2 protein-coding genes (1 of these 2 running past the window's edge) are annotated in these 24,439 nt (G+C 76.5%); both read right to left on the bottom strand.

Going from position 1 to position 24,439, the window contains the following annotated elements; translation table 11 throughout:
* Complete coding sequence (locus AC07FV_RS15765) at positions 1–627, bottom strand: type VII secretion system-associated protein (RefSeq protein ID WP_479087652.1); 627 nt, start codon at positions 625–627, stop codon at positions 1–3.
* Positions 620–24,439: the 3' portion of a lonely Cys domain-containing protein gene (locus tag AC07FV_RS15770; protein WP_479087653.1), read on the bottom strand. Its footprint extends 4,830 nt past the window's final position; 23,820 of the gene's 28,650 nt are visible here — the last part of the coding sequence; its start codon lies beyond the right edge, outside the window; it ends in the stop codon at positions 620–622. The genes AC07FV_RS15765 and AC07FV_RS15770 overlap by 8 nt, the downstream gene beginning before the upstream one ends.

Consider the following 24,439-nt stretch of genomic DNA (forward strand, 5'->3'; position numbering starts at 1 on the left):
TCATTGCGGCGGTGTTCCCCCTTCCGGCGGTGTTCCCCCTTGCAGCAGTGCGGCGAGGCCGTCCGTCGGCAGCACCATGCCTACCGGGGCGCTGCTGTTGAGGTAGAGGCCGTGGTCCTGGGGGACGCGGGTGAGGAGGGTGGCGACCGGGAGTTGTGCGAAGGACAGGCGGCCGGCGGCGTGGAGGTAGCGGGAGGAGGTGTAGGCGAGGACCACCGGTGTGCCGTCGGGTGCCGCGGCGCGGACCGGTTCGCCGTCCGCGGTGACCAGGACGGCGACCTCGGCGCCGGACAGGGCCTCGGTGACGGCCTCGGCGGGGCCGTAGCCGGTGGTGGCCAGCTGGATGGCGCGGTCGATGTCGTCGGCGGGCTCGGGCCAGCCCATCGCTTCCGGGGACGGCCGGTACTCCGGGTTGTCCTCCCACTCGACGATCGTCCCGTCGGAGTCGGAACGCCACTGGCCGACCACGGCCCAGTCGGGCGGGGGCCCCTCGCCCTGCCAGGCGGGGTCGGGCAGGTAGAGCCAGTGGTCGGGGGCGAGGCCGGCGGCCCGGACGTACTCCTCCGGGGGCGCGGGGTCCAGGGTGGTGTCGGCGGCGGCAGGCGTCTTGGCGCCGGGCTCACTCATCTCGTCCTCTCGTCCCGTGTTCTGTCGGTGCGGGCCGGGCGGCGGCCTCGCTCACGTCGTCATCGTCGTCATCGGGGTCGGTGTGCGGGCCGGGCAGGGCGGCGGGCCTCGCCAGGGGTGCCCGGATCGGGCGCGGTGCGTCGCCCGGGGCCGTGGCCTGGGCGGGGCGGGCCTTCTGCCAGGCGTCGGCGTCCGGTTCGGCACCGTCCGGCGTCGTGCGCAGCGTGAGGAACGGCTCCCCCGGGGCTCCGAGTGGGGACAGGTCCGCCGGGAAGCCGGTCCACCACACGGTGCGGCCGAGACGCTGGGCGATCCGCCCGGCGAGGTCGCCGGGGTCGCCGCCGTGGGCCGAGAACGCGAGGACGACGGGGACGTCCAGTTCCTTGCCCGTCAACGATGTGTCGTGCGCGAGGAGTTCGAGGAACTCGCCGGTCGGCACGCGGTAGCTCTCCCCGTCGAAGGTCAGCTCCAGGACGTCGGGGGAGTTGCCTTCCGGGGTGACCCGTACGAGGTAGGGGGCGGGGCCCTTCCGGTCCGCCCACGGGGTGTCCGTCATGCCACCGGGTGTACCGAACCGGGCCAGGTCGACCGTCGTCGGCGTCCGCTCGGCTGTGTAGTCGCGGCCGTCGCCGCTCCCGTCGCCGCCCGTGGTGCGCACGCCGGTGGTGGCGTACGCCCCGGACTCGTCCAGGTCGTAGGCGGCCGCCACGTCCGGGTCGGTGGCGTCCCGGCCTGCCGCGAAGGCGCGGGTGAGCAGGTCGAGCAGGGTGCCGCGGTAGCCGTTCGGCCGGGTGCCGGGCGGCAGGTGGAGCACCTTGGGCACGCGGGCGTCGAGGTCCGTGCCGGGGGCGTTGAGGATCTCCTCGGACTTGACCCGGGCCCAGAACATCCGGGACCGCTCGGGCTCGCCCACCTCGTGCGGGCCGGACAGGTCCAGGGCGGTCACGGCCTCGTCCTGAAGGTCGCCGCCCCGCATCCACTGCGCGGCGGCCTCGATCGCCGGCACCTCCACGAAGCCGACCAGGTCGTCGCCGGGCCACGCGGCCCAGTGGTCGGCCGCCGCGGCCAGCACGCGGCGTACGGCCGCCCGGTCCACGCCGGACGCCGCCTCCGGGTGCGCCGCGACCACCCGGTCGAGCAGGTCCAGCGTGAACGGTCCGGCGGCGTCGAAGTCCGTGTCGCCGCGCCACATGTGGTCCACGGCGGCCACGCCGCGCAGCAGCTCCGCGAAGTCGGGCGCGTCGTCCACGTCGTGGCCGAAGGTCAGCCGCAGCGCCCGTACCAGGCGCAGCGTCGCGGCGCGCATCTCGTCGGAGACTTCGCCGTCGCCGGGGCTCAGGCCGGCGATCTCCGCCAGCCGGTCGAGGTCGGGACCCGCGGGGTCGGGCCGGAAGAGGGCCCACGCCCGGTGACGGCCCTGCGCGTCGGCGAACAGGGTGCGGGTGTAGCGGCCGTCCTGGCTGCGGGTGCCCTGCGAGCCGTAGGACAGCCGGACGGCGCGGCCCGTGGAGTTGGCGAGCTGCTGGCCCAGGGAGAGGCTGCTCAGCGGGTCGGGGACGAACGGGCCGGCGTAGGCGTCGCTCGCCGTGTTCGGCGGCGCGGGGACGGTGCGGTCACCGGGGGCGCCGCTCCAGCAGACCACGAAGTCGATCCAGTGGTTCTTCGGCAGACTCGACAGGCTCTTGCGGCGCCTGAGCCACGGCCCGGCCTCCCGCTCGTCGACCGGCTTGACGGTGCCGTCCCGCATCGCCAGGTGCAGGCGGCCGGGTGAGCCGTGCGCGTCCAGGCGGTAGGCGGCGCTCTCCGCACCCGGGCGCGGCAGCTCGTGCTCGGCGGAGATCCGCCCCGTGGCCGGGTAGTAGTGGACGTACGTCGACATCCGGTCCAGGTGGCGGTCGTCGTCCTCGAAGGCGGTCGCCCACTCCGCGGCGTGGTGCGAGGCGCGGCCGATCTGCCGGCCCGTCAGCGCGCTGACGATGGGACGGGTGGCCACCTGCCGGTACCAGTCCGGCACATCCTCGTCGGGGTCGGGTGCCAGGCCGGGCCCGCTCGCGGTCCAGTCGCCCTCCGGGGCCCCGGGGCGCCGGATCGTGTCGACGGTGCTCACCCCCTGGTCCGAACTGAGCGTCACCTCGCCGCTGTGCGCCCACACCGTCAGGCCGGTGCGGTCCGCGAGCGTGCGCGGCAGGTCCAGGTACTGGTCACCGGCGAAGGGAACGGCCAGCACGATCGGCGTGTCCTTCGGCAGCCGCTCGCGTGCCACGTCCGCCGCGACGAGCTCCACGAACTCGTCGACGTCCAGGTGCCGCGTCGAGCCGTCCGACAGCAGTGCCTCCACCCCGTCGTGCCGCCCGCCCGCCGCGACGACGTACGGGGTGACGCCCCGGGGCCAGGGGGTCCGCCGGGTCTCCGCGATGTCGTACGGGCCGGGCCCGGTGTCCTCCAGTACGTCGCTGCGGGTGGTGTCCAGCTCGGCGGTCCCTCCGGTGTCCGGGGCCCAGTTGAGGCCGGGGACGCGGCGGCCCCCGGCGGTGAAGTGGCGGGCGCCGCCCGGCCCGGTCACGCCCAGCTCGGTGAGGTGGAAGGCGGCCAGGGCGGGCAGGCTCGTCGCGCGGCCGGCCGCGGTGGCCCGGTTCACGAGCCCGAACAGGGCGTCGCGGATGTCCTGGTCCACGGACGTGCCCGGGGTGAGGTGCAGGACACGGGCGGCGAGGGCGTCGACGTCCAGCGGGCCGTGGCGCAGGGTGCGGTGGCGGCGGCGCAGGGCGTCGAGGGTCTGCGTGGCGGCCGCGTCCGCCGCCTGGACGACGCGGATGGTCGCCTGCCGTCCCAGGTCGGCCCGGCCGACGCCGGCGAGGGCGCCCGTGCCGGTCCAGTCGTCGGGCACCCGGTTCATGGCCAGCGCCTTGACGCGGAAGTCCTGGGCGGTCAGTCGCGGGGCGTCGGCGGGGAGGTGCTGCTGCAACCGTCGAAGCGCCTGCGTCAGCTGTCGCACGAAGTGGTTGCGGGCGGCCGTCGCGCGCTTCAGGCCCCGGTTGCCCTGGCCGTCGGCACCGTAGCCGGTGACCTCGACGCGCGGTGGGGCCCAGCCCTCCCGGCGGTTGTGCAGCCCTGCGGCGGCCACCTGGTGCGCCAGCCTCTCGATGGTCTCCAGGCCGGTCGCGGACGGGACCGTCGCCTCTCGCGCGAACGCCACGAGGCTACGGGGAGGGAGCGCGGACGGCGCCGGGGCGGCCGGGCCCGTGAGGACCGGCTGGATGACGGTGGGCGCGGGGGCGGGAGCCGAGGTCGTCTCCACGCCCTCCATGGGCTCCCCCGCCGCCGAGGAGCGGGCCTTGGCGGCGCTGCCGGGTGCGGGCGGGTCGTCGGGCGGGGCGTCGGGCGGGTCGAGAGCGATGGGTGCGAAGTCGAAGGCGGTGATGTCGAGGCCGGCGAGGTCTGGGCCGGCAAGGTCTAGGCCGGCAAGGTCTAGGCCGGAGGGGTCGAGGCCGGAGGGGGCGAGGCCGGAGGGGTCGAGGCCGGAGGGGTCCGGGGTGGGATCGTCCGGCGGCGACGTGCCGGCGTCGGGTGTGCCGGTGACCGGTCCCGGGCGGGCCGCGGGCGCCTGCTGCCGGGTGCCGGGCGAGGGTGCCGTGCGGGCGCCGGTCGTCCCGGCGTCCGACGCGGTGTCCCCGGCCGTGCCCTCGGCGGAGTCCCGCGCGTCCGGGGCGGGCGCGGTCCAGCGCGGGCGCAGGCCCAGGCCGGAGCGGAGGGTGTCGGCGAGTTCGGCGGCGGACTCTGTGTCCGTCGGCGCGGTCAGCGCGTGGTCCGCGACCCGGCGTACCGCCTCCTGGAAGTCCTCGCCCGCGTACCGGTGGTCGGCGCGCGCCTCGTGCGGCTCGGCCGGCAGGACCAGGACGACGGCGGCGGCCCAGGCCCGGGAGGTGTCGGCCTCGGTTGAGCCCTCGGGAGCCGCGGCCGCGAAGTCGGCGTACGCGCGCGCCCACAGCCGCCGTGCGGCGTTGGCGGCCGCCGTGTCCGACGCGGCCGTCCAGGCACCGGGGCCGGTCATCCTGATCCGGGCCAGGTCGAGCGGCGGCAGCGCGGCCGCGGGGAGCCGGTCGTCGCCGCGCAGCGCCATCTCGGTGCGCAGGCCGACGGAGAGCGTGATGCCCGCCGCCTCCAGGTCGCGCGGGCCGACGGTCTCGTCCTCGGCGGGTGGCGACGGCGCGGGCGGCAGGTCGGTCCCGGTCAGCCGGTCCGCGATCCGGCGGCGGGCGGCGGCGTCCCCCGCGACGGACGGCGCCGCCGCGCTCTCCCCGCTCCCCTGCTCGGTCTCCCGCGCCGCGCCCAGGGCCTCCGGGGCGGTGCCCAGGGTCCGCAGTCGTGCCTCGGCGTGCTCCAGCCCGAGGCGTGCCGCGTCGGCCTCGGCGCGGGCTTCCGTGACCGCCGCGTCGTCACCGCCGGCCCGCTCCACCGTGGCGGCCTCGGAGGTGGCCCGGCGCAGTGCGGCCAGCGCCCGGGCGTGGGCGTCCCAGGCGGCGGCGAGGGCACCGGCGGGCCCTGACGTGGGCTCCGTCGGCACGTCCGTACGGTGCGTGGACACGGAGTTGACGGCCGGCGCGACCGGGCCCGTGGCGTCGGTCACCGGGTCGCCCTTGGGACGGCCGGTCCGGTCCCAGGTGCCGGCCGGAGCCGGCCGTCCGTCGGGGCCGGGCAGCATCGCGACGGTGTAGGTGCCCGTCACCGGATCGTGGTGGAGGGTGGTGGCGCCGCGGGTGGTCCACCAGTTGCGGGCCGAGTTGCGGGTGCCCTCGTCGGGGAGGCTGCCCTGCGGCGGCCGGGTTCCGGCCGGGCTGCCGTGCGGGACCACGGCGATCACCTCGGTGTTGCCGGCCTTCCCGAGCAGTTCCGCGTCGTGGAAGACCAGCTCGCCGAACTGCCGGGCGGGCACCGCGGCGGGGGTGGGACCCGGCAGCACGAGTCCGTCGGCGTCGCCGTCGGCGACGTAGACGAAGGGGGTGGGGCGGCCCGGCTGCGTCGCCCAGGGGGCGGGCTCGCTGCCGACCGGGACCGGTGAGCCGTCCGGCCCGCGCCCGAGCAGGGTGATCACGCTCGGGTCGAAGGTGCCCGGGGGCCGGTCCGTGCCGTCCAGGGTCCGGCCCCAGGCGGTGCCGTCGGCGTTCTTCAGCAGCCGCTGCGGTGCCAGTGCGCCCTGCTGCTCCAGGTGGTGGGCGGCCAGTTCGTGGATCCGGCGCGGGTCGCGGCCCACGGCGGCCGCCTGCCGGGCCACGGTCACCGCCTCGCCGAACCGGGCCGGGTCGGGGGCGGGCAGGTGCAGCACGGCGGCGGCGAACGCGCCCCTGTCCACCCCGCTCGTCACCATGGCGACCTTGAACGACGCCCACACCAGCCGCGACCACTCGGCCTCGCCGACCGGTGCCGCGGCGTCGAGTCCGAGGATCTGCCGGGCCAGGTGCTCGCGCTGCGGGGACGCGGCGAGGCCCGCCAGCAGGTGGGCCAGGTGCGGCAGCGCGAGCCAGTCGCTCAGCGGGCCCCGCTGCCCGGCGTCGAGGCGGCCGGCGGCCTCGGTGAGGAGGCGGCGGTGGTCGTCCGGGGTGACCGGCGGTACCGGTCCCGGGGCGAGTCCTGCCGAACGGTGCCGGCCGAGGATCCGTTCGTACAGGTCCAGGGTGAACCGGCGCGCTCCGTCGCGGTTCAGGGCCGGGTCGGCCTCGTGCATCAGGTCGAGCGCGCCCATGCCGCGCAGCAGTACCGGGTACTCCGGGCTGTCGTCGACCTCGGGGCCGAAGATCTCGCGCAGCGCCCGCACCAGCCGCAGGGTCCGCTCCTGTACGGCGTCCGGGGCGGCGCCCGTACCGGTGTGCAGGGCTGCCAGGCGGGCCGGCCCGTCGAGCGCCTCGCCCGCCGGCTCCGGCCGGAACATGACCCACCGGTGGGCGCGGCCCCGCGCGTCGGTCAGGAGGTTGACGTACGTCTCGGGGTCATTGTGCCGGGCCGGGCCGACCGAGTTCGACAGGACGGTCGCGAACACCGTGCGGCCCGTCTCGTTCGCCATGTGCTGGCCGGTCGCCACGACCGCGAGCGGGTCGGGCACGAAGGGCAGCGGCCCGCTGACGTCGCCGCCGAGGACGCCGCCGATGCCGGGGCGTGCCGCCGCGTAGCAGATGAGCGGCACCACGGGGTGTCCGGGGGCGAGCGCGGTGAGGCTGCGGCGGCGGGCGAGGGTGCGCGCGAACCGCGGCCCGTCGTCCTCCCTCGGGCCTTGCGGGGTGTGCCACACGACGGTGCCCGGCGCGCCGTGGTTGTTGGGGAAGTACGGCGCCGGCAGGCCGAGTTCGACCCAGGGGAGGGTGGCGGGGGTGCTGCCGTGGTCGTAGCCGCTGCGCACGTACGTGTAGGAGGTGACCGATCCGAGGCGGCTGTGTTCGAGTGTCCGTGCCCAGCCGCCGTCCGCCTCCCGGGCGAGGTCCATCGAGAGGTAGCCGGTGGACCGGTGGCCGTCGTGGGCGACGGAGAGGGCGGTGACCCGGTCGTCGGCCGTCGTGCCGGGCGGGGAGCCCGGGGCCGCGGGTGTGTCCTCGAGCCACTGGCCCCGCGTCGTCCGCCCCTCCTCGTCGAGGAGCAGGAGCATCGAGCGGTCCGGTGCGCTCGGCGGGTGTCCGAGGACCGCCCGGCCGGTGGCGGCCCACACCGTTCGGCCGAGCCGGTCGGCGAGAGCGCGCGGCAGGTCGGAGGGAGCGGCGCCGGGGCGTTCGACGTGCAGGAGGATCGCGCCCGGCCGATGGGCCAGGTCCTGGTCGAGGGCCAGCAGTTCGCGCAGCACCTCGCCGGGCACGGGGCGCGTGAATCCGCCGAGCCCGCGCACCACGACCGCGTCGTCCCGCCCGGCGGCGAGGACGAGGTACGGGTCGGGGTCGCCCGGCGCGGGTCGCCACGGAGCGTCCTCGGTGCCGCCGTCGGCGGTCGTGCCGTCCGGGGTGCGCCGGAGCCGGCCGGTGCTGCCCGCGTCGAAGTCACCCGGCAGGGCGCGGCCGGTCCAGTTCCGGCCGCGCGGGCGGCCTTGGGCGTCGGTGAGCCGGAAGTCCGGGTGGAACACGCCTCGGTGGGCCAGGTAGTGGGCGGACAGCGCGTCCAGGGAGGTGACCCCCGCCGACGTGGGGAGGGTCATGAGCCGTACCAGGGCGCCGCGGGCCGCGGCGTTCACCTGCTCGGCGGGGCCGAGCAGCAGCACCCGGCGGACCGTCGCGTCCAGCTCCAGGAAACCGCCGCGCAGGCGGGGGTCGGTCCCCCGCAGCCGGTCCAGCCGCTCCAGCGCCTCGGCGGCCCGGCCCCGGTCGACGTCGCCGAGGGCGCCGAGACCGTACAGCGCGTCGAGGAGGGCTTCGCGGTGCCGCTCGGCCTCGTCGGACGTCACGTCCGGGAGCGTGGCGATGCCCGGGGAGGCGCCGGGGGCCGTCGTCGCGGGGGCGCCGAGCGGGTTGGTGCGGTGCGGCGTCCGGGGCTGGGGGTGGTCGAGGCCGGTGGTGGCGGGCCGCGTGGGGATGGGGCGGGCCCCTGCCGGTCGGATCGGAAGGCCGGTGGTGGCGTGGGCACCGGTTGTGGACCCGTTCTCCAGCTCGTCGCGGAGGGCCTCGGCGTGTTCGTCGGGGAAGCGTCCGTCCCGCGCGACGTGGGCGCGCAGTTCCTGCTCGCCGAAGGGGTGGATGTTCCAGTAGCGGCCCCAGTTGTCCGTGTAGTCCAGGGCGCTGTCGTGGTCCGCGATGTCGTCGAGGGCGAGCTGGGCGCCGCGCATCACCTCGTGGAAGGTGTGGTGGTCGACCGTCAGGGAGACGGCCAGCATGCCGGCGCGGATCAGGCCGAGGTCGAGGTCGACGCCCCACTGGTCCCGCATGCGGGCGGCGTGCAGCATGAAGCGGTACGTGGATCCGGCGGTGCCGGTCGCCACCAGGCCGCCCGAGGACTCGGAACGCTGCTGGAAGCCGGCGCTCATCGCGATGTCGTACAGGGACGTCGCCGGCAGCCAGGTCAGTCCGTGCTCGTTGACCGCGATGCGCCGCTCGGCCTCGCTGAGCGGCGGGCGCGCGTCCTCCGGGCGGGTCAGGGTCGTCACCGACCGCTCCAGCTCCTCGACCGCCTCCTTCTTCTGGGCGGGGGTCAGGTCCGGCGAGGCGAGGATCTCCTTGGCGCGCCGCTCGAACTCGGCGTGGGTCTCGCGCTGCCGCCTGCTCGGCCGTTCCTCGGCGATCTCGGGGTGCTGCTCCTCCCGGCCGCCGAGCATCTCGGGCACGAAGTCGCTGGAGATGCCCTCGTAGAGCAGCGCGACCAGTTCGCGCAGGTTGCCGCTGCGCAGCACCTGTTGCAGGGCGGGGCGGAAGGTGCCGACGACGCCGGCCTTGTACTTGCTGGTGTCGCCGAACAGGTCGAGGCTGCGCGGGTGTTGCTCGCGCGCCGCCTTCCACGCCGCGTTCGCCATCTTGCGGTACTCGGCGACCACGGCCTCGTGTTCGGCCAGGTACTCGCCCAGCCGCTTGTCGAAGGCGAGGGACTCCTCGGCGTAGCGGATGCGTGCCATGACCCACGGCGGTGCGGCGCTGTTCCGGTGCTCCGGGCCGGGCAGCGGGGAGCGGCTGCGCGCGCGGGACGCGGCACGGCTGGGGGCGGCGTCCTCGGGCCGGGGCGTCCCGGACTCGGGCGTCGCGGCCTGGGGCGTCGCGGGCCGGGTGTTCCCGGGCGGGATGCCCACGGGCCGGGTGGCGCCCGTCGGCACCTCGGCCGTCGGCACCTCGGCCGTCGGCACGTCGGCCGTCGGCACGTCGCCCGTCGGGCGCGGGAGCGCGGCGCCGGTGAGCGAGGTGGGCGGTGTCGGCGGTGCCTGGCGGTGGTCGTCGATGTCGACGGTCACCGTGCGTCCCGCGTCGGGGTCCGTGGCGCCGCGTACCCGCTTGGCGTCCAGGGTGAGGCCGAAGTCCCGTACGGCCAGGGGTGTTCCGGTGCCGCCCTGCTGCGAGGCGGCCAGGATCCGGGCCAGCCTGGTGCCGAGCTCCCTGCCGACGGCCTCGGCGCGCTTGCGGGCGCGGGCCTGCGAGCGGTTGCCGTGGCCGGTGACGGTGACCGACGGCAGCGGCAGGCCGTGGGCCCGGTTCCACAGGCCCACGCGGGCCAGCGTCCGGGCCAGCGCTTCGATCGTGCCGTCGGCGCCCTCGGGCAGGCCGTGCTGCTCGCGTGCGAAGCGGATCGTCCGCTGGTGGGGGCGGGGGGTGTGGCCGTGCAGCACGACCGTCGTCAGCGGGTTGGCGAGCGCGGGGGACTGCTCGGACAGCAGAGCCGCGTTGACCTCGTGCGCCGACTCCCCCGGCCGCTTGCTGTACGCCCGGAAGAACCACAGACCCTTGGGGTCGAGGACCGGCGCGGCGGCCCGGACGGCTTCCCTGGCGCGGATGCGCGCCCGGTCCGCGTCGCGCTGGGCCAGGGCGTGCTCGGGGCGGTCCTCGTCGAAGTAGAACGGGATGCGCTCCGCGTCGTGGAGTTCGGCCAGGGCCCTGGCGGCCCGCGCGAGGTCCTCCAGGCGGGCCGTGGCCGTGCCGTCCGCGCCGTCGCGCCGTGCGTCGGCCAGCCGCCGTTCGGCCGCCCGGGCGAGACGGGTCAGGCCGTCGCCGCCGTGCCGGTCGAGGTTGTCCTCGACGATCGCGTCGAGTTCCTCGTCCGGGATGCCGCCGCGGGAGTGGGTCTCGTTCTCCAGCGTGATCTGGTGGGTGCCGTCCTCGCTGGCCAGGACGACCTGGGCGAAGTGGTAGGGCGCGTGCGGGCCGACCCGGTCGCCGGGCTTGGCGTGGTTGTGGGTGAAGAGCTGCGCGCCGCTGTCGTTGGTGGTGCTGACCGACTGGATCAGGTAGCCCTCGCCGACGCCCGCCCAGGCGTGCTCGTTGACGCCGATGCGCCGTGCCGCCGCGGACAGGGGCGCTCGGCGGGGGTTGTCCGCCGGTTCGTGGGAGAGGGCGCCGCCGTAGCGCTCGCCGGGGGTGGGGGCGCCGACGACACCGCCGGTGAACCGCTGGTCGAGGCCGGTGCGGCGGGCGGCCCAGCGCGGGGTGACGTCACCGGCGGGGCGGGTGCCCTCGGCGACCTCCGTCAGGGCCTGCGCCAGGTGGTGGGTGCCGGTGACCTCGCGGCCGTGCTGCCCGTTCACGGGGGCTGTGGCGACGGTGTCGCCGGCGGGGCCGCGGAAGGCGATGTGGGACAGGGACGCGGTCCCGGTGCCGGCCACCATCTGGGCGAAGTCCCGTGTGAAGGCGTGCTCCGAGGAGCCGGACGCGGTCAGGAACTCGGGCTCCACCCGGAAGAGGGGTTCGCCGTAGGAGCCGTCCTCCCCGGGGAGCAGGATGCCCGTCGACTCGTCGGCCTTCAGCCGTACGCCCGCTCCGGCCGCGGCCAGCCGGGCCGACGAGGCGTCGATCGCCGCGCGGGTGGCGTACACCTGGCGCCCGCGGCCGGTGGTGCCCTCGCCGTCGGCGAGCAGCGCCAGGGTGCGGTCCTCGGAGATGTGCAGCGGCGGCCGGTCGGCCATGAGGACGGTGCCGTGGTCCTGGCTCGGCAGGAGCAGCGCGTCCGCCTCGGCGCCGGTGCCGTCCCCGGTGCCGACCTCCGCTACGTGCCGCGGGAGCGGCCTGGTGAACAGGACGCCGGTGCCGTGTCTGTCGATGACGCCGTAGTCGCGGGTGAGGAGCGGCCGGGTGCGGCGCTCGTCGATGCGCCGTTCGAGGACGAGGCGGTCGGCGAGGCGGTCGAACTCCGCGTCGCCGTCGCTGCTGGAGCGTTCGCTGTCGTCGTCGCTGTCGGGGCCGGCGTCGCTCTCGCTGTCGCTGCTCAGATCGCGGGCGCCGGGGAGGCCGTCCCGCTCCGAGGGGTCGACCGGCGCCCAGCTCGCGCCCGTGTCGCCGGCGCGCAGGTCCAGGGCGAGCCGGGACCCGGCCGTGGGATGTGTGGCCACGGCGACCGGTGCCTCGGGGTGCCAGACGCGGCGGCCCGTGGTGCCGGCGACGAGGACGGCGAGCGGGGCGGCGATGTGCGGGGGCAGGGCCAGGACGATGTCCGCGCCGCGGGGCCGGCGGCTGTCGTAGGAGATGAGCATCGCGAGTTCGTCCAGGCGGGTCACCCGGAAGGTGCGGCCCGGCATGAGGGAGACCTCGACGGCGCCGTCCGCCACCCGGGCGACGATCACGTAGGGGTTCTGCCACGGAGCGGGCCGTTCGACGACCCGGCCGGTGCCGCGCAGGACGTAGGAGCCGGGCGCGGGGGCGGGGTGCTGCCCGGTGCGGCCGAAGTCGCGTCCGGCGGCGTTCCCCGCCGGGTCGCTCAGCAGGGTGCCCTCGTCCAGGGCGCCGCGTCCGGTCTCGATCTGCCGCTCGACGAAGTAGCGGGCGAGGTCCTCGGTGGTCTCCAGGTCGTCCGAGGAGGCGTCGAGTGCCAGGGAGCCGAGGAGCCGGTGGTCGGCGGGGCCGGGAAGGGCGTCGCCGGGCAGGTGCAGGACCTGCCGGGTGACGCGGTTCAGAGCGCGGAACAGCGACTGCGGTTCCTGGTCCTCGCCCGCCTCGGTCGACACCAGCGCGAACAGTGCCTCCGAGGTCTCCCTGAGCCGGTCACCGGGGACGGTGTCCCACCGGGGGCCGAAGACGGTGTCCAGCCAGCCGGTGTCGGCCCAGCGCGGCTGCTCGTCCTCGTCGTCGGAGTCCGGCTCGTCGGAGTCGTCGGACGGCTCGGACTCCTCGGGTGCCTCCCGCACCGTCGTCATCGGGCGGCCCGGGGGCAGCGACGGCGGGAGCGAGCCGTCCTGGCCGGTCTGCGGGGTGGGCTCGGGGAGCGACACGGGGTCGACCCAGGCGGGTTCGCGCCGTTCGGCGGGCGCGGCGGCCCGGGCGTCGGCCCAGCTCGCCCCCTCGGGGGAGGTGTGCGGCTCGACGTCCCCGGTGACCGCGGCCCACAGCTGGAGGTGGCGGGGGCGCAGCCCGCTCGGCGCGAGGCCGTCGGGGGCCTGCTCGCGGAAGTCGCCGAGGAGGCTGCCCGGCGCGTCGAGGCGGTCCGGGTTGGCCGCGTCGGGCGTCTCGTCGCGGAGGAACAGCTGGTGTCCCAGCTCGTGCGCGTACTCCTCCGGTTCGGCGTCGGCCCACCACGCCGGCTGGTTCATCGGCCGGTCGCGGCCGATGAGGTCGACGGTGAGGTGCGGGTCGTCGTCCGGGCCGACGAACTCGACGGTGACGTGCAGCCGGTCGCCGCCGGGCAGGCGGTGGCCGGGCCGGTTGTAGAACCGCTCCACGCCCTCGGCCACCCGCGCCGTGACGGCGTCGGTCGCCTCGCCGTCCGGACGCAGGGCGAGGCGCACCGTGAGGTCGGTGACGGTGTCGCCTTCGTGGGTGAAGCGCCGTACGTCGAAGGCGGAGCGCACGACGGTCCGGGGCCGGTCGTCGATGCGGGCGGTGGGCGGCGCCGGGTCCCGGGTCAGCGGGACGCGCAGGGCGGTGGAGCCGTGGGTGGGTATCACGTACAGGGCTTGGGGGTCGGCCGCGATCCGGTGCGGCACGGGGTCGGGGTCGAGTTCGGCCAGTCGCGGGGCGAGGGAGTCCATGTTGGCGACGCGGCCGATCCAGCCGCTGTCGCCGCGCAGCAGTGTGCCCGTCGCCCGGTGGACGAAGTCGTGGCCGAAGCGCGTCCATCCGTCCGGCGGGAGCTCCGTCCCGTCGGGCAGCCTGATGTGCCCGGTGTCGGCCACCTCGTAGCGGAAGGGCTCCGCGCGGGAGTCGGCGGGCCGGGTGTAGGCGTACCAGCGCCCGGGGGGTCGTTCCGTGCCGGTGGCCGGGGACTTGTCCGTGGGGTGCGCGGGCGGGGGCGTCGCGGGTGCCTCGCCGACGGGTACGACGGAGACGGGGCCGTCCGGGGCGGTGTCGCCGTAGCGGGGCCGTACGAGGGTGACCGGGCGGCCGATGGGCCACTGCTCGGCCACGGGGTCGAGCCCGTCGTCGCGGGAGCCGCCGAGCAGGCCGCCGCCCGTCCTGAGGCTGCCGCTCGGGCCGCGGGTGGCGACGTGGCGCGGTCCGCCGCGGTGGTCGTCGACCGTGATGTCCACGGTGGTGCCCTGGTCGCCGGCCGACGCCCTGGGAGCGCGCGCCGACACCGGGTCGACGGTGAACCGGTCGGCGGTGAGGTGCGGTCGGGGGGTGTCGGCCTGGAGCGCGGCGAGCGCGGCGGCCAGTTCGCGGCGGAAGGTGTCCGCGACCGCCTCGGCCCGCGCCTTGGCGGGGTCCCGGCCGACCAGGCGGCCGGCGCGCTGCCCGCTGACCGTGACGTCCGGCAGCGGCAGCCCGTTGGCGGCGTTCCACAGGCCCGTCCTGGCCACCACCTTGGCGAGGTGCCGGATGGCGTTGAGCGAGCCCTCGGGGGTGTGCTGGGCGCCCTTGTCGAAGGTGACGGAGACCGGCAGCGCCTGTTGGCCGCGGAGCACGACGGCGGTGAGCGGGTTGGCCTCGGCCGAGGGGCCCTCGGTGAGCAGTTCGGCGTTGGTGTCGTGAGCCGACTCGCCGGGCCGCTTCGCGTACATCCGCAGGTACCACTGGTGCTTGCCCGGGATGACGGGTTCCAGGCTGCCGATGCGGCCGGCGGCGGCGCGGACGGCGGCCTCCAGTTTCCGCTCGGCCTCCGCGCGCTCCGGTGAGCCCGCTGCCGCGGTGTGTCCCTCCGTCTGGGCCTGCTTGGCCCGGATCAGGGCGAAGGTCAGGTCCAGGTAGCCGCGCAGTTCCGTGAGGTGCCCGTCGTTCGCGTCGCCTTCCCGGCGCTCGATCTCCTGGCGGAGCCGCGCGGCGGTCGCCCGCAGGTCGTCCAGGTCGTGGTTGCGGAGGTTGGCGTGGACCGCCCGGCGGTGGCGGTGGGTGCGCTGGGAGACGCGGGCGTGGTTCTCCAGGGAGATCTGGTGGGTGCCGTCCTCGCTGGCCAGGACGACGGTGGCGAAGTGGTAGCCGAAGTGCGCGCCGGTGGCGCCGGTCCGCGGCTTGGCGTGGTTGTGCTCCAGGCTGGCCTGGCCCTGCTCGCCGGCGGCCGCGACGGACTGGACGGCGTAGGCCTCGCCGACGTCGGCCCAGGCGTGTTCGTTGACGCCGATCCGGCGTGCGGCCTCCGAGAGGGCCTCGCGGCGGGGGTCGTCCGGCCGGTCGAGGCTGAGCGCGCTGCCGTAGGCGCGGCCGGGCAGCGGACCGCCGTGGCCGCCGGTGGGCCGGTCGTCCCGGCGCACCAGCCCGGCCGCCCAGTCCGGGTCCGCCGACTCCGGCCGTCGGTGGCCGTCCGCGACCTGGCCGAGGGCGTCGGCGAGGTGGTGGGTGCCGGTGACCTCGACGCCGTCGGAGGCGTTGACGGGCGCCGTGACGGGCGGGCCGCCGTCGGGGCCGCGGAAGACCATGTGCGAGGTGCGGGAGGTGTCGGCCAGCATGTCGGCGAAGTCCCGGCAGACCTCCTCCGTGGACTGTCCCGAGCGGGTCAGGAAGTCGGGCGTCACGCGGTACAGGCGGCGGCTGCCCCCGTCGGGGGTGGGCAGGACGATGCCGACACTCTCGTCGGTGCGCAGCCGTACGGCGAGGCCCGCGCGCGCCAGTTTGACCGAGGAGGCTTCGACGGCCTCCCGCGTGGCGAAGACCTGCTGGCCGTAGGCGCCGTCCTCGACCGCGAGGGTGCGGTCGGCGGAGATGCGCAGGGCGGGACGTCCGGCGACGGGCGTGGACGTGTAGTCCTGCTCGTTCATGAGCAGCTCGGGGGCGTCCTCCGTGCCGGTCATCGACCGCGGGGTCTGCCAGTTGCCCTGGATGCCGCCGGGCTTGCGGAACAGCACGCCGTCGCCGGTGTCGTCCACGATGCCGTAGGTGCGGGTGGTCAGCGGCACGGGCCGGCGGGACCGGAGTCCGTCGTCGGGTCCGGGGTCCCGCTCGTCCGGGTCTCCGGACCCGGAGTCCTGCTGGTACAGGCCGAGGAGGTCGTCCAGGTCGCCTTCCTGACCGGGCACGGCCGTGCTCCACACCGTGCCGGTGCCGTCGTCGACGGGCCCCAGGGTGAGGTGGTCGGCGCCGGTCCGCCAGTCGGTGGACGGACGGGGGGCGTGCTCGGAGTACCAGACCCGGGCGCCGGTCAGGTCGGCGACGTGCTGTGCGAGGGTCTCGATGTCGTCATGGGGGAAGGCCAGGACGATGTCCTCGGTCCCGCGCCGGGCCGGGTCCCGGGTGACGAGCCGGGCGAACTCCCCGGCGGTGTCCAGCGTGACCGTGCCGTCGGGCGTGGTCAGCCGGACCGCTTCGCCGGCCTCCTGGGCGAGGACGACGTACGGCTTCGACCACTGCGCCGGCCAGGTGGTCAGGGTGCCGTCCGCGCCCTCCACCGCGTACGTGTCCAGGGGCGGTGTCTGGTCGCCGGTGCCGGTCCAGTTGCGCACGGCGCCGTCGCCCCGCGGGAACCCGTTCGCCCGTCCCAGGGCCCGGTCGTGGCGCCGCAGGTACGAGGCGAGGGCGTCCTCGGCGGCCAGGGCGGACGGCGGGGCGTCGAGCGCGAGCGAGCCCAGGAGGGCCAGGTGTTGCTCGCCGACCCGGGAGTCGGGGCGGAGCCGCAGGACCCGCCTGGTCAGGGCGTGCAGGGCACTGAGTGCGCCGGGGGTCTCGCCCGGGGTGCCGGTGTGCTCCCGGGCGAGCTGCCGCAGCGCGACGGCCGTGCCGATGAGCATCTCGGGCGAGTGGTCGCCGCGGGCGGCGGGCGTGAAGAGGAGGTCGAGGTACTCCTCGGGCGTGAGGTCCGGGCCGCCGTCGGTGTCGTCGCCGTCGGTGTCGTCGCCGTCGGTGTCGTCGTCGCTCTCGTCGCCGTCGGAGCTCTCGCCGTCGGTGTCGTCGCTGAACCGGAACTGCGCCAGCCGCTCGGCCTCGGTGTCCTCCGTGAAGCGGAAGCGGGCCAGTGCCTCGGCCTCCGTGCGCGCGGGCCGCGGCCGGCGGTCCCCGCCCGAGCCCTCCGCGCCGGACAGGGTGTCGAGACCGAACGCCTCCTCGGGGACGGATGCCGGGTCCGGGGCCGGGTCCGTGGTCGGGCGCCGGGCCGTCGTGGTGTCCGGCGCGGTGCGGTCGGTCCCGGTCACCCGGGCCGGAGCCGGGGTGCGCTCGATCAGCGGGACGAAGTCGCCGCCCCGGCGGCGGAGCCGCAGGTGGGTGCCGCCGTGCCCGCCGGGGCCGGGGTAGGTGTGGGCGGTGCCGTTCTCCTCGACGAGGGTGACGGTGGTGCCGGTCGCGGCGGCGGCCCAGCGGGCGACCGCCAGGTCGGCCCCGGTGGTGGTCCAGGGGGCCTCGGCGAGGTGACGGCGCAGGTGGCCGTCCTTCGTCTCCTGGCTCGGCCCGGGGGCGCCGCGGCGCCGCACCAACGGCGGCGGCGAGAAGAGGTCGGTCCGCTCGGCGGGGGTGCCCGGCAGGCCGTTCAGACGCATGAGCTGGGCGGGCGACGCCCCGGCACGCGACCGCAGGCGGCCTGCCTCCCGGCTGTCCGGATTCGGCTGCGCGGCGGCGTGCCGCAGCGCGGTGGACAGGGCGCCGAAGAAGCCGTTGCCGCGGCCGGTGGGCGGTCCCTGCGTGTAGGTGGCGCCGTCGGGCGCGGTGAGGACGCCGTCGCGGGCCAGTCGGTAGCGCGGGCCGTCGCTGTCGGCGGGCGGCAGCCAGGGCGGGGTGGGGTGGCTGCGGTGCGTGGGCGGCTTGGACGACTTGGGCGGCTTCCCGCTCGCCGCCCGGGTCTCGCCGGACGTGCCGGAGCCCTCGGGTACCGGTGCCGGCAGAGCCGTGGTGGACGGGGCGGGGGCGTGTGCGGGCAGGGCGGCGTGGAAGTGGCCGTCGGCGGCGAAGAGGACCGGGTCGGCCGCCCGGTCGACGGCGGCCGACCCGTCACGGGCGGCGCTGTCCTGGTCGTCGCGGTACGGGAGGAAGCGCTGTTCGCGGCCCTCGCCGGTGACCACGGTCAGCGAGGTGCCGAGGAGCCGTGCGGCCAGCGCGGGCAGCAGGTCGGCGCCACCGTGGTCACCGGCGCGGCGCCCGGGCGGGGCCGGGGTGTCGCCGGTCCGTCCGGCGTCGGCGGGCAGCGGCTCGGCGGCGAAGGGGCGGGCCAGGGCGAGGGAGGCCAGCGCCGCCCGCTGCGCCGGCGTCGGCCAGAACGTCTCCGGGAGCCGGCCGAGGGCGTCGAACTCGGCCTGCTGCTCCCGGGACAGCGTGATGCCCGCGCCGTCCAGCTCGGCCCGGGTGAAGGTGTCGGCGGTGTCGGCGGCGAGGGAGTCGAGCAGGTCCCTGTTGTCGGGCCGACCCAGCTCCCGGGCGAGGCGGTCGCGGGCGGTGTGGACGGCGTCGGCGGTGACCTCGGGGTCGCCCGGGGACGCGGTGAAGCGGTCGGCGAGGTCGGCGCCGAGCAGCCGGGGCAGCCGCCCGCGCTCCCGGGCCGCGGCGATGAGCGCGTGGAAGAACGAGGCACCGTCGTGCGGCACGTCGTGGACCGCCCGCACGACGGTGCCGTCCGGTGAGGTGAGGGTGCGCGCTCCGGTGCCGTCGGGCTCGGTGACGGTGTACGGGGCCGGGGCCTCGGAGCGCCAGGCCGGCTCGGTGTACCGCTGCGGAGCGTCCCGTACCGGCACCGCGGCCGAGCCCTGGTGGTGGGCGGTGAGCCGGGACGCCGCGAGGTGCAGCCGGTGATGGTCCGCGGCGGCGGCGTCCACCCGCCCCTGCCACAGGTGTGCGTCGTCGCGGGCGGCCTGCCAGGCGCGGACGGCCGGGGATGCGGCGAGGTCCCGCGGCAGGACGGTCGTCAGCGCGGACGCCGGGCCGGGATCGCCGTCGCCGAGCGCGGTGCGCTCCGCGGGGCCCAGGGAGAGCCACGCCTCCCGGGTCCGGGCCCGGGCGTCGTAGTACTCCTTCTCGGCGGCGGCGAGGTCGGCGGCGGCCTTGGCCATGTCGTCCCAGGCGGTGGCGGCCTCCTCGGGGAAGGAGGAGTCGTCCAGGAGGCCGTGGTCGCGGGCCTGGTCCTCCCGCAGCCAGACCAGGGCGGTGGTCCCGGCCTCGGCGGCACGCGGCCCGCGCTTCGCCTTGCCGAGGGTGCGCAGGGGACGGCTGTCGGTGATCCGGTGGTCCGCCTCGGATACCGCCAGCCAGGTCACCGGCAGCGCGAAGAGCATGCTGCGGTCGGTGCCGAACTTGACGTGGGTGCCGAGGGTGACGTCCTCGGCGCCCTTGGGCGCGGCGCCCTCGTTGGCGCCGCCGATCGGGCCGGTGGCGCCGGGGTTGGTGACGCCGGCGCCGCCGGTGGCGACCAGCGGCGCGGTGCCGAGGGCGCCTTCGGTGCCGTCGGTGATCCCGGCTTCCGTCGCCTGGGAGGTCTTGTGCCGCTGCATGGCCTCCATGCGGGGCGCGCTCTCGACGGCGAGCAGGCGGGCGCCGCGGCGGTGCATCTTGGCGTAGAGGCGGGAGTCGACGGTGTGGGACTGGCCGAAGAGGCGTGCGGAGGACCGGGTGGGCAGCACGGAGCCGTCCGCGCCGAGTGCCTCGCGGAACCCTGCCGTGAGGCCGCCCTGGGAGGTGGCCTCCTGCTGCGCCTGCGCGGGTGCCGTACCGAGGGCGCTGAGCGGGGTGTGGCGGGCCATGCGGACCTGCCCGGCCAGCGCTTCGCCGGTGTGCCGGCCGCCGAGGTCACCGTCACCGAGGCCGTCGGCGCGGGCGGTGGCGAGGGTGAGCGCGTCCTCGACGTTGGCCGCGCCGCGGATGTCGACGGCGAGCATGCCGGAGCCGGTGCTGTCGTCGAACGACAGGATGTCGTCGCCGTCCGCGCGCCAAGCGGCGACGGCCTCCTGACGCGCCTGGCCGGCCGTCAGCACGCGCACCGCGCGCTCGGGTTCGGTGACGTCCTGCTCGGTGAGCGTGCCGTCGTCGCCGGTGCCGGACGGTGTGAGCAGTCCGGCCGAGACGAGTTCGTGGAGCGTGCCGACGTGCGCGACGGCGCGCGGCGCCAGCAGGTCACCGGCGGAGTCGGTCATGGTGACGGTCAGGACGTAGCCGGTGACGACCTCCGCGTGCGCCTGTGTGGTGGCCATGTCGGGCATCGCGGTGCTGCCGAAGGTGTCGGTGCGGGTACCGGCCCGCTGTCCGGTCGCCGTGCCCTGGAGGGACGGGTGGGCGGCGAGGACGTCGCTGCCCGGCGTGCGCTGGCCGACGCCGAGGGTGAGGTCGCCGCCACGGTCCTGGGTGACGCCCAGCGCCAGGTCGCGGGCGATGGGCCGGTAGTCGTCCACCTCGTACCCGGTGCGCAGCCGCCGCACGGTGGTGCCGACGGGCGTCAGCTTGAACCGGACCTGTGCCGGGCTGCCGCCTACGGGCAGGTGGTGGGGGCTCGACCAGGTGCGGTGGCGGACCGGCAGGGTCACTCCGTCGGTGGTCAGCTCGTGCAGGTGGGCGAGGAGGAAGTCGGGCGAGAGCCGCTGGAGGACCTGCTCGCGGTCGTGCGAGGGGACGCCGGCCTTCTCCAGGCGCGGCAGGAGCTGCTGCGCCGCGCGGCTCGCGTCGAGCCGGCCGTTGGGGTGGGTCGGGAAGCGCCGGCCGCGCAGGAAGCCCGGCACCCGGTAGCCGCCGCCGAGGTTGCGCGGGGTGCCGGTGCCGAGGCCGTCCGGGGCGAGGCCGGTCTCGATGGCGTCCTGCATCGGCAGGTGGAACATGACCGCGTCCCGGACGCGGTGGAGTGCGGCGGCGGCCCGGCGCGGGGACAGCGCCCGGCCGGCGCGGTCGGAGAGCCGTCCGGCGGCCGCGCCGATCCGCTGTCCGGCCCGGGTGCCGACGGTGCCCATCACGGCCGTCCAGCGGTCGCGGACGGCGACGGTCTCGGTGGCGTCGGCGACCACCAGGTACGTGCGTCCGGTGTACGTCAGGGTGGTGCTGCGTCCGCGGGTGACGGACTGCGCGAGGGCGCGGCCTCTGCCCCAGGCGTACTGGAGCGTGCTGCCGTAGGAGCCGGACACCGGCTGGGTGCCGGGAGCCTGCTGGAGGGGCGAGACGCTGCCCTGGAGGCCGAGCGTGGTGCGCGAGGTGGCGCTCCAACCGCCGATGACCTTGTGGTCGTTGGCGACCGTGTTCTCCAGCGAGGCGGGCTTCGGGTCGCTCATGACCCGTACGTTGTCCAGCTCGCCGCGGAGCGCGGCCCTGAGGTAGTGCGTACGGAACGGGCCGGCGCCGTTGAGTCCGGTGATGCGGGCGCCGAACGGGCCGAGGTACTGGCCGAGTTGCCCGGCCACGCCGAGGTCGGCCACCGCGCGGCGCAGCGCGGTGCGGATCGGGGTGCCGGGCGCGCTGGTGTGCCAGGAGTCGCCGGAGGCGCGGTCCGCCGTCTCCTGCATGAGTGCCTGGCGTCGCGGGCCGCCCTGGGTGCTGAGCACCACGTGCGGGGAGCGGAGCAGCCGTTCGACGAGCGACCGGCTTCTCGTGTCGGTCCGGGGGAGCGGGCGGCCGGTGCCGTCGAGCAGTTGATCGGCCTCGGTGGCGGAGAGCCGCCGCGGTGCGGGGTCCGTGGGGGCGGGCGTCGTAGCCGTGGACGTCGTCGGGGCCGGGGCCGGGGCGGGGGTGGCGGCCGGGGCCGTGGACGGTGCGGCGGGCGGGTCCGCGGGGGCGTGGTGGTGGGAGCCGTGTGCGGCGGGGACGGCCAGTTCGACGCGTCCGACGGGCTCGGTGCCCCGGCGGAACAGCGGGCGTTCCGCGACCGTGCTGACGAAGACGCCGGCGCCGAGCAGTCCGGCCGTGAGCAGGCGGGGCCAGCCGCGCGGGCGGCGGTGCCCCTCGAAGTCGGCCCTGAGCTCCACCCGGTAGCTGTAGAGGTCGATGCCGCTCTGGGCCGTCAGGTGGTCGTGGGCGACGGTGACCGTGTTCCGGGTGGCCTCCTGGCGGGTGTGGGCGTAGCGTCCGCCGACCGTGAGGTTGCCGATCCGGCGCGGCAGTCCGGTGCCGCCCACCTTGTCGTGGTCGCGCGGCGAGACGCCGACCTCGACGCCGGCGGAGTAGGTACTGGACTGCTGCTGTCCCTGGCCCGATACCTCGCTGCCGATCACCGCGTTGCGCAGGGTCCGCTCGTTCAGGGTGGTCTCGAACCGGCGGTCGGTCAGCCGGGCCCGCAGGGTCAGTGTGTGGTGCCCGCGCCTGACCTTGCCGTCCTCGACGAGCGTGACCGGGACGCCGGTGGTGGTCAGGTCGTCCAGCGCCTGGGCGAGGGTGGGCCGGTTCAGCGCCTCGCGCACCTGCCGCTCGTTGAACCACGCGGTCCGCAGCCGCTCGTCGCCGTACCAGAGCCGCGCCGCCCGCGGGTGGCTGCGCATGGCGGGCGGGAGGAACAGCGCCGGGTAGGAGGCGTGCAGGGTGTCCAGGACGGTGTCCGCGAACGTCCGCAGGGGGTCGCGCGGGGGCTCCGGAGCGCCGTCCCGCCCCGGTGCCGTCTGCGGGCCGGTGGCGGGATCGGTCGCGGGAGCGGTGCCGGGATCGGTGTCGGTGGCGGAATCGGTGGCGGTAGCGGTGTTCCCCGGCGTGTTCCCGGGCCGGTTGTCGGGCCGGAAGCCCTCCGCGCGGACCTGGCCGCCGAGATGGACCGGGTCCTCCTTCCTGAGGTACCAGGGCACGGGGGGTTCGACGTCCGGGTTCGGGCCCGTACGGCCGGGCGTACGGCTGTCCCATCCGGCGAGCCTGCGGGCGTCCTGGGTGGACATCCAGTCCAGGCTGACCACCCGCACCGGCCGCGCCGCGGACGCCGGTTCGCCGGCGCCCCGGACCATCAGGGTGCGCTCGACCCGGTACAGCGCCATCGGCTGGTTGCGGACCCGGCCGGTGACCTTGCGGGCCGCGTCGGTGCCCAGGTAGTGGCCGCGCCCGGCGGCGAGGTCCGTACGGACCACCGGCCCGCCCTGCACCCGCACGTCGGTCACCGGCCCGGGGAACTGGTGGTTCGGCCCGGAGGTGACCTGAAGGCCGAACCGGGTCTCCCTGACGTGCCCGCGCTGGTTGGCGTACGTGGTCTGGGTGAGGTCGCGCACCTCGACCTTGGCCGACTCGGTGACCAGGTCGGCCCGGTGCGGCACCGAGCGCTCCACGACCAGGTGTCCCAGCGGGCGTTGACCGCTCCCCCGGGTCAGCTCGGGTCCGCTGACCGGACCGGTGAGCCGTCCGAACAGGCCGAGCAGCCGCCCGGGACGGGTGTACGACACGAGGGTGCGGTGCGCCGAACTGCCGGGCCGCGCGCCGGACAGGGCCAGCGCCACGTCCTCCGCCGGGTCCGTCAGGTACAGGCCCGTGGAGTCGAGCAGCCGCGGGTGCTCCCCCGCCGGGAAGGTCAGGGTCCGGGGTGCCCTGCGCGGTCCCTCGTGGGGCACGGTCAGGTCGTCCGGCAGCCGCCAGCTCAGCCCGTCCCGCATGCCGAACTCGGCGGTGTGCAGCAGCTGTCGTGTCCAGCGGGGGCTCGGCGCGGTACCGGCCGTGCCCGTCGTGGCCGTCGTGCCGGGCGTCCCGTCGGTGACGGCCGGCGCGGCGGTGCGGGGCGTCTCCGTGACGCGGTGGACCCGTACCCGGTAGTGGACGTCGTCCAGGTGCAGGTGGGAGCCCTCGTGGGCGCGGTGCTCGGACTGCTGGTACGCCGTGGTGCCCTGGGAGTAGTCGGTGCGGCGGGCCCAGCCCAGCGAGGCACCGATCTTCAGCAGCCAGTCCAGTGGCGGGCCCATGCTCAGGGCGCCGGCGATCCGGCGTCCGAAGCCCACCGTGTGCCCGCCGCCCGTGCCGGTCTGCCCGCGCCGCGCCGTGTCCGCCTTGACGGTGCCGCCGCCCACGTCGGAGAGGCGTACCCAGCGGTGGTGGGGAACGGCCTCCACCGTCATCTCCAGGCCGACGCCGGACTTCTCCCGGCCCACGAAGCGGGCGCCGCGCGGGGCGGTGAACGCCGAGGGCTGGTCGGTCAGCAGCCGCAGCAGCTCCGCCTCGTCGAACCTGTTCCGCAGCCGTTCCGGCAGCGCGTCGAGGATCTGACGCGCGGCGAGTCCGGGCGCACGCAGGGTGAGGACGCCGGTCCCGGCGAACAGCCCGGCGGGCTCGGTGTCCGGCGGTGTCCCGTCGGGGGCGGTGTGGTCCGGGCCGGTGTCGTCCGGGTCCGCTCCGGGCCTGATCAGCGCGGTGGGCAGCCTGCTGCCGTCCTCGAAGGTGACCGTGCGCGGCGCCGGGCCCGGCCGGCGGGCGTCCGGGCCGGTCAGCAGCCGGGCCGGACGGTACCGGTCCAGCTGCGTCTCCAGCGGCGTCCGCTCGTCCTCGTCGGCCGGGTCGGGGCCGGTGTCCGTGATCCCGGCCATCTCGCGCAGCCAGTCCCCGTACGGGTCGGAACCCTCGGGGGCGGTCTGCGGGTCCCGGACGGGCGGCGGAACCGGGGCCGATGCCGGGTCCTTGTCGGGGACGGAGACCGTGTCGGGGACGGAGTCGGCGTCGGGGACGAGGGCGTCGAAGTGGTCGGTCCCGTTGTACGCCACGTGCAGGGGGTCGCCCGTGCCGCCCGGGTGCAGGGCGATCGTGGTGAGCGCGCCGGGCGTCCGCGGGTCGGGCTGTACGACCCTGAGGTCGAGGTCGAGGGTGTGCGCCAGCGTCTCCGGGATCAGGTCGGCGAAGGGGGACGGCCACAGGTCCACGCGTGCGGCGGTGGCGGCGAGCAGTCCGCGCCCGCCGAGCCGCCGCGCGTCGGCGGGGGTGGGCGCCACCTCCGCGAGCCCCGGGTA

The sequence above is a fragment of the Streptomyces sp. NPDC045956 genome (assembly GCF_056430705.1).